Origin of the sequence: Alteromonas sp. MMG017 (assembly GCF_018100795.1) — a bacterium.
Taxonomy (GTDB): Bacteria; Pseudomonadota; Gammaproteobacteria; order Enterobacterales; family Alteromonadaceae; genus Alteromonas.
Genome location: NZ_JAGJDY010000008.1, coordinates 64,424 through 76,275, shown reverse-complemented (window position 1 = coordinate 76,275; position 11,852 = coordinate 64,424). Strand labels below are relative to the sequence as shown.

Here is an 11,852-nt window from a genome sequence, read left to right as displayed (position 1 = left end):
CTCCAACTACACCGGCATGTTCATAATGGTTTTATAAGCTTCAAGTACCTTGTTACGTACTTGCACTGTGGCCTCAAAAGCTATGCCTGCTTTTTCTTTAGTTAGCATAACTTCGGCAAGGCTTAGTGACTTATCACCCATTTCAAACCGCTGCTGTAAATCTTTAGATTCTAATTGCATACCATTAACCCCATCTACCGCTTGCTTAAGCATGGTAGAGAACTCGTTGGCCGAGGGATTAATCTCGTTTGATGGTTGAAGTTCGTTTGCAGGCATACGAGTTTGCCCAATCATGCTTTGCATTTCTTGGTACAAACTATTGGCTTTAACGTCCATAACCACTCCTTCGAATGTCGGTGGGGAATTGCCACTTAACGACAATGCGTTTTAATTACTTATGTTTAACTATAAGCAAGCGGCAAGCCAACTTTAAAAAACTATGTAAAAGCCATTTAAAAGCAATAGGTTATAGCGTTTTTAAGGGGGGTTGCCAATTTTATGACAGAGAGGAAAAAATAGCGTCAAGAAAGTGAATAGACGTAAGATTATGTAAATACGCGATGCAAAATGCTTAATGGCAGCGCAGAAGGTATACCACGTTTCCGTAACGCCCGGTCCAAGCAAGTATAAATACAAGCGCAACTGCAAGCACAATACTAAAAGCACCGCAGCTAAAGCATTAAAAATAAGGGGCTAACCGCCCCTCTTTATTACCAAGCTAGTTTAAGATGTTAGGCCGGCAATTCAATCCCATCTTCACGCATTCTAGCTAACTTATAGCGTAAGGTTCGAGGGCTAATACCCAATTTTTCAGCTACATCTTTACGCTTACCGTTGCACAGGGTAAGTGTATCAAGAATAATTTGATGCTCCTGCTGGCGAAGCTCCGATCCAAGACGACTATTGTCTTCAGATTCCTCCTGCCTTACTTCCATCTCGTCATGCACGGCCATATCAATCATCAAGTCACCAGACTCTATACTGCCATCTTCACACAGTATAAGTGCCCGCTGAATAACGTTTTCAAGCTCTCGCACGTTACCTGGCCATGTGTATTGCGCCAACTTATTTCGTGCCGCTGCACTGAGACGCACATTACCTAAGCCTTGCACACTCGTGTGACGATTAATAAGGTGTTCTGCTAGAGGTACAATATCACCTGGACGCTCTGCGAGTGGGCGCCACGTGATAGGGAAGACATTTAAACGGTAATATAAATCTTCTCGGAAGTTTCCAAGCTCTACCGCTTTACGTAAATCTCGGTTACTGGTTGCAATAACTCGCACATCTAATTTAATTGTTTTACGACCACCAAGCCGCTCTACTTCACGCTCTTGAATAACACGAAGTAGTTTCGCCTGAAGCGCTAAATCCATTTCGGTAATTTCATCTAATAATAGCGTTCCGCCCTGGGCTTGTTCAAACTTACCTGGGCAAGCTTGAATAGCGCCAGTAAACGCGCCTTTCTCATAACCAAATAAGGTAGCTTCAAGCATATTTTCAGGAATAGCTGCGCAGTTGATTGCTACAAAAGGTGCATCTGCGCGAGAAGACTGGTCGTGTATATAGCGAGAAAGTACTTCCTTACCAGAACCACTTGGCCCAAGCACCATTACGGTCGCTTCTGACTTCGCCACTTTTCTTGATAATTCGAGTAATTTCAAACTTGAAGGGTCAGCTACTATAGGCGTGCAAGATTCTACTTTTTGAGCAGGCGCATAGCGTCCAACAAGATTAAGTAGCACTTCAGGGGCGAATGGTTTGGACAAATAATCAGTAGCCCCATCTCGCATGGCCTGCACGGCGTCATCGATGGTGGCATACGCTGTCATTAATAATACGGGCAGTTGAGGGTATTTCGTCTTGATGCTTTTTAATAAAGCAAGCCCACTCATTTCACCCATTTGGATATCACTTACCACGAGATCTATCTTTCTCCCCGCCAATACCATTAGCGCAGCCTCGGCACAGTCGGCATCCACAACATCGTAATCGCCTAGTAATAAGGTGTCGTACAACGCTTCGCGTAATCCAGCATCATCTTCCACGATAAGAATAGTTGTTTTAGACATTTCTAATTCTCCTAGCAATTAAGCGACATTTGAGTGAGGCTTATTGTGTTGCCCGATAGCCTGAGTATTACAAGGTAATGAAAGCGTAAAGCAGGCACCACCTTCATTAAGATTTACCACGCTAAGCGAGCCGTTATGTGCTTTAGCTACCGATTTCACCACGGCTAACCCCAGCCCTGTGCCATGGGTTTTGGTGGTAAAAAACGGCTCAAATATTTTATTGATTAAGGTATTTGGTACACCAGGCCCCTTATCATTAACGCAAAGCAGTACGCTATCTTCATGTACTACCGCATTAATCGACACCGTGTAACCCTTGGGCGTAACCTGACTCGCATTTTGGATAAGATTCAATACAGCACCTTGTAGCGCAGTGAGGTTGCCCGTGATAAGTGCATCGGTTGAATCGAAGCCATTAAACGCAATTTTTTGTGCATGCTGCGCGGTGATAGTTTGCGCGTTGGGCTCAATAGCTTCTCGCAAACTGGCGAGCGATAAACCATTAACCACTTGTTGCTCGCCGGATTTGGCAAACAGCAGCATGTCATTAACTTGGCTTTCTAACTCTTTAAGCCTGTCTGTCATCTTTCGAGCAAATTGCTCAGATGCATGCTGCGGTAAATCTTTTCGCGTTAAATTAGAGGCATAGAGCATAGCTGCGGATAAAGGCGTACGAATCTGATGCGCAAGCGATGCCACCATTTTGCCTAATGAAGATAACCGCTGCATATGACTGACACTGGCTTGAAGCCGACGGGTTTCCGTCAAGTCTGTAATTACAATAAGCTGCCCTGGCTCGTCTTCTAGCGGCGTGATAGAAAGTTTAACGCGACGACCATCTACCAATGACACTTCATGACCATCGTCTGCACGAGGGTTAAATGAGCGAGAAATGATGCTACGCCATACTTGTTCTTCTAGCGGCTCGCCCAGCAATGCTTTAGCTAAGTCATTGGCTTGACGTACAACCCCTTTGCCGTCAATAACAATGACGCCTGCAGGCATGACTTGAAGCAAGTTTTCCAAACGACTAGCTTGACGACGAAGTGAACTGACTTCTGCTTCACTCACATACGACGGTGTTGCAGCCTCAAGCGCATGCTCGACACTAGGCACATCATAGGATGAAGTGAATTGTTCAGAAGATGAAGTACTGCTGTCGTGTGTGCTATCAAAAATCATATGGCTCTCGTCAATTTAAAGACGGTTTGTGTATATGATTTTACACTGCAGAAGGCATGCCAGTTTTTTAAACTATATTTATCAGGCAGTTACAGTAAATTCAGAAAGAAATTTAACGTCAATTACCTGACGTTAAACTTCTTCCATACGCTGAATATCGTACTTACGCATTTTCTCAACAAGGGTGGTTCTGCGCATTCCTAGCTTATCTGCAGCGCGAGCGACAACCCATTCTTGTTGTTCTAAGGCTTGGCGAATGAGGGTAATTTCAAGTTCAGATAAGTATTCTTTTAGATTAACCCCTTCCTCAGGCAACGCAGAGGAAAGCGGCAAACTGCTCTCTTCCTCAGGTTCATCAAAGTGTTCTTGAGAGGCTGATTCAGCAAAAAGTGCATTAAAGGCATCTCGCTCTAGCAATTCTTCAGGGTAATCTGGTTCGTACGCTTGAATTTCACCGTACTGGTATTTCTCTGGAAGGTCGGCCACATCAACGATTTGACCTGGATATAAAATACTTAAACGCTCAACAAGGTTTGATAGCTCTCGTACGTTACCTGCCCAGTTATGCTCCATCAACGATGCAATGGCGCGCTCAGTGAAACGTACGCTTTCTACACCATCACCTTGAATACGACTATTGAGTTCTTGCAATAGCAAAGGAATGTCATCTTTGCGTTGACGCAGTGCAGGGCTATCGATAGGGAACACATTTAAGCGGTAATAGAGATCTTCACGAAACTTATCTTCTTTGATCATAGTTTCTAGATGACGATGGGTAGCCGCAATAATACGAACATTGCACTGTAGAGGCTTACTGCCACCTACTCGCTCATAAATACGCTCTTGCAGCACCCGAAGCAGTTTGACTTGCATCTGCAACGGCATGTCGCCAATTTCATCTAGAAATAATGTTCCGCCTTCGGCTAACTCAAAACGGCCTTTACGAGCACTTATCGCACCGGTAAACGCGCCTTTTTCGTGACCAAACAATTCACTTTCAAGAAGCTCGCCGGGAATAGCACCGCAGTTAACCGGGATAAAAGGGCCATCTTTACGTTCTGACAAGAAATGTACATTACGTGCCACCACTTCTTTACCTGTACCAGATTCACCCAAAATTAGCACTGTAGCCTCTGTTGGAGCTACTTGCTCTACTAAACGGCGTACTATCTGAATCTCGTCGCTTTTACCCACCAAACTTCTAAACAGCCGAGTTTTAGAACCACCAGCGCGTGTTTTACCCGGCTTTCTGCGGCTATATTCTTGGCATCGGTGAATTGATTGCGTAAGTACTGGGTAAGTAAGCGGTAAAGTGATCACGCTGACTAAGTTGCACGACGCGGCCACTTCGCCATTTGAATGTAAAATGGCAACGAATGGTATGTGTGGAAAACGAGCAACCAGTGAATTTATCACTGACGGCGACGCGTACTCAATAAGCACCGCATCTGCGCCCTTTTCTTTCAGGTAACTTTCACAGTCAGAAAGCCCTCGTGACTGACACGACTCTCCCAAAAAGGTGACTATGGTTTCTAAGCTATGAATTAGTTCCTGGCTATCACTAACCAGCAAAATATCCTTCATCAAATCCCCGAGAACGCTTTGTTATTATTTACAGTTTAGCGCATTTGTAAATTGTAACGACAAAAGATCGCAGCGCAACTGGTGTTTTCGGAAATGTAGCAATAAAAAAAGCAGGTTTCCCTGCTTCTTTCGAATAACTCACTCAGATTTAATGTTTAACTGAGCAACGCCAAAACCTGCCCTTGCTGCTGATTCGCTTGGGCTTGAACCGTTAAAGCCGCTTGTCCTTGCACATCATTTGCCGCTTGTTGAGAGCTTGCTTGAGCGTAATCTAAATCTTGAATTCGGCTACGCGCTTCTGCCGTGTTCACATTGGATTGGGTTAAATTTCGAGCAGTACTAGCCAAACTATTTTGCGTAGCGCCTAAATCGCCACGTGCACCACCTAAAATTTCAATCGCTTCGTCGGTAGCGTTTAACGCATCATCAACACTGCTACCAGAGGTTAAATCGATAGAAAGAACGTCTGATAGCTGGCTGCCAATATCTTGGGTTTTAACATCAACTGAATTGCCAGCATTCGCCCCAACTTGAAAACTCAACGCGCCATTGTCAGACAACAAGGGTTTACCTGCAAAATTGGTTTGCTCAATGGTAAAGCTAATGTTTTCTTGAAGCTGTGATATTTCAGATTGCAGCGCTTGACGGTCGCCGTCGCTTAAAATGCCATTACCTGACTGAATAGTAAGTTCGCGTATACGATTCACATCATCGTTGATGTTACTCAACCCGCCTTCAGCGACTTGAGCTAACGATATGCCGTCATAAACGTTGTTCACAGCCTGACGATTGCCTTCAACCTCAGAGGTTAAACGGTCAATAATTTGCTGGGCAGCGGCGCCGTCTGATGCGCTATTAATTTCTTTTCCGGACGCAAGTTTTTCCAAAAGCGTATTTTGCTTTTCTTGTACTTGCTGAAGAAGCGAACTGCCGATGTCAGAATCAACTTTCAACATTTGAACCTCCGGTTAAGTGTTAATTGTGGTAATTAGTTCAGTAATTATACAGCATTTTCGTAAACCCAAGTACCCCACTACATTATTAATAAGTATACATTGCCATACTCATATATGGATTAGCGTGCTAAATTTGTGTTTAAAAGCGAAAAATCGCGAATAGGAACTGTTAAAAACTAATGGTTTATGGCATTCGCGCCGACACATGATATATTTATTTTCATAATGATAAAAATAGCGAGCGAGACATGTTCGACGGTAAATCAATACTGATAACAGGTGGCACTGGGTCTTTTGGCCACAAATACACAGAAACCTTGTTGTCTCGTTACAAACCAAAACGCTTAATCATCTACTCTCGAGATGAACTCAAGCAATACGAAATGCAGCAAAAGTTTAATGCACCTTGCATGCGATATTTCATTGGTGATGTCCGTGATAAAGACAGGCTAACTCGTGCTATGCAAGGCGTTGATTACGTTATACACGCTGCCGCAATGAAACAAGTTCCAGCCGCAGAGTACAACCCTACCGAATGTATTCGTACCAATATAGATGGCGCAGAAAATGTAATAAATGCCGCCATTGATAACGGTGTGAGTAAAGTCATTGCGTTATCCACCGACAAAGCGGCTAACCCCGTAAATTTATACGGTGCAACAAAGCTGGCGTCAGATAAATTGTTTGTTGCAGCCAATAATATGGTTGGCGGTAAAAAACCTCGATTCTCAGTGGTTCGCTATGGCAATGTGGTGGGTTCAAGAGGGTCAGTCGTGCCCTTTTTCAACAAGTTAATTGATGAAGGTAGCGACCATATCCCCATTACCCATCAGGATATGACGCGCTTCTGGATAACCCTTCAGCAAGGCGTTGATTTTGTATTGAAAAACTTCGCTCGTATGCTTGGCGGGGAGATTTTTGTTCCTAAAATCCCCTCTATTCGCATTACCGAATTAGCAAAAGCGATGGCACCTAACTTACCGATAAAAATTATCGGAATACGACCAGGTGAAAAATTACATGAAATGATGTGCCCCGGCGATATGGCATTTCACACTTACGAATTTGACGATCATTTCGTGATTGCGCCGGCTATTAAATTCTTTCACCGCAGCAATAATTTTACTAGCAATGCCCTTGATGAAAAAGGTAGGCCAGTAGCAGAAGGTTTCGAATATATTTCAGACACAAATCCCTCGTTTTTAACTGTCGATGAGATAATTCAGTTTAACGAGGAATCTGAGGCATGATCCCTTATGGTCGTCAGCATTTAGACGACGATGATATTGAGGCAGTAGTGTCAGCCCTAAAATCTGATTGGCTGACACAGGGCCCGATGGTGCCAAGATTCGAACAAGCGATGGCCAGTTATTGCAATGCCAACCATGCAGTGGCAACCAACAGCGCCACTTCTGCATTACATCTTGCCTGTTTGGCACTAAATGTGGGGCTAGGCGATTGTGTATGGACATCCCCAAACTCGTTTGTCGCATCGGCAAACTGCGCGCTTTACTGTGGTGCAGATGTGGATTTTGTTGATATTGATCTTACCACCGGCAACATGTGCATGAGCGCGCTTGCTGAAAAACTTGAAGTGGCAGAACGCAACAACACGCTACCCAAAGTACTGATACCCGTTCATTTTGCAGGGCAGTCTTGCGACATGGCTGAACTAGCGAAACTTGCAACCCGATATCAATTTCGAATAATCGAAGATGCTTCACATGCGGTAGGCGCGCGCTACAACAACAAATATGTAGGAAGCTGCGAATTTTCAGATATTTGTATTTTTAGTTTTCACCCCGTCAAAATCATTACCACGATGGAAGGTGGAATGGCGCTTACTAATAACGAAGAACTGTACAATCAAATGGCGCTGCAACGAAGTCATGGTGTATCTGCCGATCCGGCTTTATTAACCGAACCTTCCCACGGCCCTTGGTATTATCAACAGCACACGTTAGGCTTTAACTACCGTATGAACGATGTAGAAGCGGCACTAGGTTTAAGTCAGCTTGCAAAATTGCCCCAGTTTGTAGAGAAGCGTAATCAACATGCTAAGCGCTACAATCAGTTATTTTCAGACATGCACGAGCTACTGGCCGACAGCCAAGTCGAGATAGCGCCGTTAGTCGTCGAAGAAAACAGCGATAGCAGTTATCACCTCTATGTGGTTCGGTTTATTGGTATTAATGATGCTCAGCATCGCCATGCTATAACGTTCCTGCGCGAACAAGGTATTGTAGGACACGTTCATTATATTCCAATTTATCTTCAACCTTACTATCAAGCTTTGGGCTTCGAAAAGGGCTATTGTCCCAATGCCGAAACCTACTACACACAAGCGGTTACCCTTCCACTATTTCCAAGCCTTACGCCTTCACAAATTTCATTTGTGGCCGATAAAGTAAAAGAAGCACGCTTACTCGTCGCTTGAAAAGTGCCGCGAGTACAAACAAAGAAGCCGTAATGAAAGCAAAGATATAGAGCACGATACTCATGAATATAGCCATTATTCCAGCCCGAGGCGGAAGTAAGCGCATTCCTCGAAAGAATATTAAGTTATTTCGGGGTAAGCCTATTATTGCCTATTCGATAGAAGCCGCCCTTAGCAGTATTGCTATAGATAAAGTCGTGGTGTCCACTGACGATAGGGAAATTGCTGATATTGCCATTCAATATGGTGCAGAAGTGCCTTTCTTAAGAGAAGTATCACTGGCAGACGACAAGACAGGCACTACGCCGGTAATTCGCAGTGCGCTTGAATCGTTAGTCGCGCTCGGATGGAATGTTGATGTATGCGCGTGTTTGTATGCTACCGCCCCTTTTTTAACAGGCACGTTGATTAACGATGCGGTACACCGGCTTCAACAAGACAACGCAGAGTTTGTTTTTACGGTAAATCAATTCTCTTTTCCTATTCAACGAGCACTCTTGCAATCTGAGCTTGGTGAAGTGATGCCTTTTAACCCTGAAACTATTGGTAAGCGATCACAAGATTTACCAGATACCTTTCATGATGCCGGGCAGCTATACGTTGCTAATGCCACCACATGGCTAGATAAAACCAAACGCGTATTTTCACCTCAATCTCGCATGATTAAACTCCCATCACACCTTGTTCAAGATATCGACACCCCCGAAGATTGGAAGCGTGCAGAAGTCTTGTACAAAGTACTTAAAGAGATGGGTGAATGCTAAAGGTCGTTTTTCGTGTTGATGCTTCAATCGCGATGGGGGCTGGCCACGTTATGCGTTGCCTTACCTTAGCGCACGCACTGCGTGGCAAGGCATATTGCGAATTTGTTGTCAGTAAAAGCGGTGCCGCACTTTCATCTAAGATAAAAGCTTCTGGGTATAATGTGCATGTTATTGCTGACATAGACAACGACCCAGCGCAACACGCGACAAATACGTTAGCGGTAATACCGCCTGAAACCGACCTGATTATTATCGACCACTATAGCTTGGACACGTGCTACGAAACACTTTTATACAACAAGGTTTTGGGTGTGATGGTTATTGATGATCTCGCCGATAGAAAGCATCATTGCAATCTGCTTTTAGATGGTAACCTGCTGCCAAATAGTGCTTCTCGATACAAAGACCTTGTTCCGAAAGATTGCACCACCCTGTTGGGGCCGCAGTTCGCGTTATTGCGAGAAGAATTTTACGCGCCCACACAAACTAAAATACCCAAACACATACCGAATGTTGCACTTCAAACCAACGAGAAACAAAAAAGAAAACGTATTCTAGTTTGCTTTGGGGGTACAGATCCGCAAAATGTAACCGATAAAACCCTATCAGCGATAAGTAAGATAGACACTACCTTTGTTGACGTTGATATTGTTATTGGTAGCCAGCATGAGAATTATGCTCAAATTGTTTCAAAAGTGGCGCAATTTTCTACTATGACATTGCACGTAGATACCACACAAATGGCAGTGCTTATGCGGCACGCGACAATAATGGTTGGCGCGGGTGGCAGTATGCACTGGGAACGCTGTGTATCAGCTCTGCCTAGCATAGTTATTACACTTGCCGCCAACCAAGTCGCGACGACAAAATATTTGTCAGAATTGGGAGCCTGCAAATGGCTTGGCGATAGTGAAACGGTAACACAGGACGCAATTGCGCATTCTGTATTAGCGTTGTTAAATGATGCAACGGCACGGCAACACATGGCTAAAATCGCATCACAGCTTGTCCCAATAGATGGCGGCGCTGTTGCAGTAGTTAATGTAATAGTAGCGCAGATGAATAAGATAAAGGGCGAGTCGTTGTTAAACAGTAGAACATTAAGAGAGGAAGGCTAACGTGGATACATTTTCAATTGGTCACCATACCATTGGTGACACACAGCCCCCTTTTATTATTGCGGAATTATCCGGTAATCATAACCAAGATCTTGATGTTGCATTGGCCATGGTAGACGCCGCTGCAGAAGCTGGTGTACATGCATTAAAATTGCAGACTTACACTGCAGATACCATGACATTAGATATTGCTACTGGCGAGTTCTATATTGATGATGAGAATAGCCTGTGGCACGGTTCGTCGTTGTATCAGTTATATGAAAAAGCGTTTACGCCATGGGAGTGGCATAACGCTATTTTTGAACGAGCGAAAGAAAAAGGGATGGTTGCCTTTAGCACGCCGTTCGATCTTACTTCAGTCGCATTTCTAGAAAGTCTAGAAGTACCTTGTTATAAAATAGCCTCATTTGAAAATACTGACCACGCGCTCATTGCTGCTGTGGCTAGAACGGGCAAACCCGTTATTGTCTCTACGGGCATGGCGAGTTTGACAGAAATTTCAGAAGCGGTAGATGTATTACGTAACAATGGCTGCGAGAATTACGTGCTACTTAAATGTACTAGCCAATACCCTGCCGACCCAGTAAACGCTAACTTAATGACCTTGCCCCATTTAAAAGCCATGTTCGGATGCCACGTGGGGCTATCTGATCACACCACTGGTATAGGGGTAGCCATTGCAGCTGCCGCACTAGGCGCGAGTGTAATTGAAAAACATTTCGTTATTGATAGAAATGCCGGCGGCGTGGACGCGGCATTTTCTTTAGAACCTAAAGAATTTAAACAGCTAGTAGAAGAAAGTCAGCGCGCGCGCATTGCAGTAGGTGAAGTTAATTACGGCTGTACCGAGGCAGAGGTGAATTCACGGGTACACAGGCGTTCGCTTTATATCGCTAACGATTTGAAGGCCGGTGATGTTTTAACACCCACAAACTTACGTTCAATTAGACCTGGCCTTGGCTTGCCGGTTAAAAACTTGCCCATGTTGTTAGGGAAGCCTGTCAAACAAGACGTGGCAAAGGGTACCCCAATGAGCTGGGACCTTATTTAATCCCATGACGCATATTCCCGAAACACCTAAACAAGCAGCATCTCATTCAAAAGCAACTAGCGCTAAAGTTAAAACGTCGCCTAGTAGTCAGTTTATACCATTGAACGAGACACACCTTGAAACGGTGCTTGGGTGGCGTAACTTACCGCATATACGCGAAAACATGCACTCTACTGATGAGATAAGCTGGCAACAGCACCTTAGTTGGTTTGAAACACTTAAAAACAACGCGGAAAAGCAGTTCTTCGTCTTTATGCAAAACGAGCGCCCTATTGGTGTATTAAATTTCACTTCAATGGGCGCTATTGAGAATAACCCTGAACTAACAACGCCCTGCATAGAATGGGGATGTTATATTGGTGAGGACAACGTGTGGCCGGGGTCAGGGTTGCTATTAGAAATTGCCGCACTCGATTATGCATTGATTAATAAAAATGCAGCGGCCTTATATGCCGAGGTGCTGTCGTCCAACCAATCCGTGCTTAAAATGCACAAGTTGTTTCAATACGAAGCACTTGAAGATCGAATAGACGAAAAACCAAAGAAAAAAGACGGCACTACTGTTACGGTTAAGCGCTTTTTATACCAACAAAAGCAGTGGCTTACCAAACGGGAAAAAGTGCTTTCAATGTTACCAAAGCAAATTGGCGCAGCGGCACAGCATATACACTTTGCTAAACCTTAAACC

At 44.2% G+C, this 11,852-nt stretch carries 11 protein-coding genes; 6 read left to right on the top strand and 5 right to left on the bottom strand.

The features are described 5' to 3' along the window. Positions 1–6: 6 nt before the first annotated feature. From fliE to J8L84_RS13460, 5 genes are all read right to left on the bottom strand, one after another. Positions 7–336: a flagellar hook-basal body complex protein FliE gene (fliE, locus tag J8L84_RS13480; protein ID WP_013785107.1), complete on the bottom strand. Its 330-nt coding sequence runs from the start codon at positions 334–336 to the stop codon at positions 7–9. Positions 337–731: 395 nt separating this feature from the next. Continuing rightward, positions 732–2,072, bottom strand: a complete 1,341-nt coding sequence (locus J8L84_RS13475; RefSeq protein WP_211071154.1) for a sigma-54 dependent transcriptional regulator — start codon at positions 2,070–2,072, stop codon at positions 732–734. An 18-nt stretch (positions 2,073–2,090) separates the two neighbouring features. Continuing rightward, positions 2,091–3,254, bottom strand: a complete 1,164-nt coding sequence (locus tag J8L84_RS13470) for an ATP-binding protein (protein WP_211071153.1) — start codon at positions 3,252–3,254, stop codon at positions 2,091–2,093. Positions 3,255–3,386: 132 nt separating this feature from the next. Beyond that, entirely contained in the window at positions 3,387–4,838 is a 1,452-nt protein-coding gene (locus tag J8L84_RS13465; RefSeq protein ID WP_211071152.1) for a sigma-54 dependent transcriptional regulator, read from the bottom strand. 155 nt (positions 4,839–4,993) lie between these two features. Beyond that, a complete protein-coding gene (locus J8L84_RS13460; RefSeq protein WP_211071151.1) occupies positions 4,994–5,794 on the bottom strand; it encodes a flagellin in 801 nt (266 codons plus the stop codon). A gap of 248 nt (positions 5,795–6,042) precedes the next feature. Between J8L84_RS13460 and pseB the strand changes: the two genes are divergently transcribed. The 6 genes from pseB (at position 6,043) to pseH (ending at position 11,849) form a co-directional block, all read left to right on the top strand. After that, positions 6,043–7,044 carry a UDP-N-acetylglucosamine 4,6-dehydratase (inverting) gene (gene pseB / locus J8L84_RS13455; RefSeq protein ID WP_211071150.1) on the top strand — a complete coding sequence of 334 codons (1,002 nt, stop codon included), beginning with the start codon at positions 6,043–6,045 and terminating at the stop codon, positions 7,042–7,044. Then, on the top strand, positions 7,041–8,231 hold the full coding sequence (pseC, locus tag J8L84_RS13450; protein WP_211071149.1) for a UDP-4-amino-4,6-dideoxy-N-acetyl-beta-L-altrosamine transaminase: 1,191 nt from the start codon (positions 7,041–7,043) through the stop codon (positions 8,229–8,231). The genes pseB and pseC overlap by 4 nt, the downstream gene beginning before the upstream one ends. Positions 8,232–8,293: 62 nt before the next feature. Then, positions 8,294–8,995, top strand: a complete 702-nt coding sequence (gene pseF, locus J8L84_RS13445) for a pseudaminic acid cytidylyltransferase (RefSeq protein ID WP_211071148.1) — start codon at positions 8,294–8,296, stop codon at positions 8,993–8,995. Continuing rightward, the gene (pseG, locus tag J8L84_RS13440; protein WP_211071147.1) at positions 8,989–10,113 is read left to right on the top strand and encodes a UDP-2,4-diacetamido-2,4,6-trideoxy-beta-L-altropyranose hydrolase; all 1,125 of its coding nucleotides are present in this window, start codon (positions 8,989–8,991) and stop codon (positions 10,111–10,113) included. Before pseF ends, pseG begins: the two co-directional genes overlap by 7 nt. 1 nt (position 10,114) lies before the next feature. Further along, the gene (pseI, locus tag J8L84_RS13435; RefSeq protein WP_211071146.1) at positions 10,115–11,164 is read left to right on the top strand and encodes a pseudaminic acid synthase; all 1,050 of its coding nucleotides are present in this window, start codon (positions 10,115–10,117) and stop codon (positions 11,162–11,164) included. A gap of 4 nt (positions 11,165–11,168) precedes the next feature. Then, a complete protein-coding gene (pseH, locus tag J8L84_RS13430) occupies positions 11,169–11,849 on the top strand; it encodes a UDP-4-amino-4,6-dideoxy-N-acetyl-beta-L-altrosamine N-acetyltransferase (protein ID WP_211071145.1) in 681 nt (226 codons plus the stop codon). The last annotated feature ends 3 nt before the right edge of the window (positions 11,850–11,852 follow it).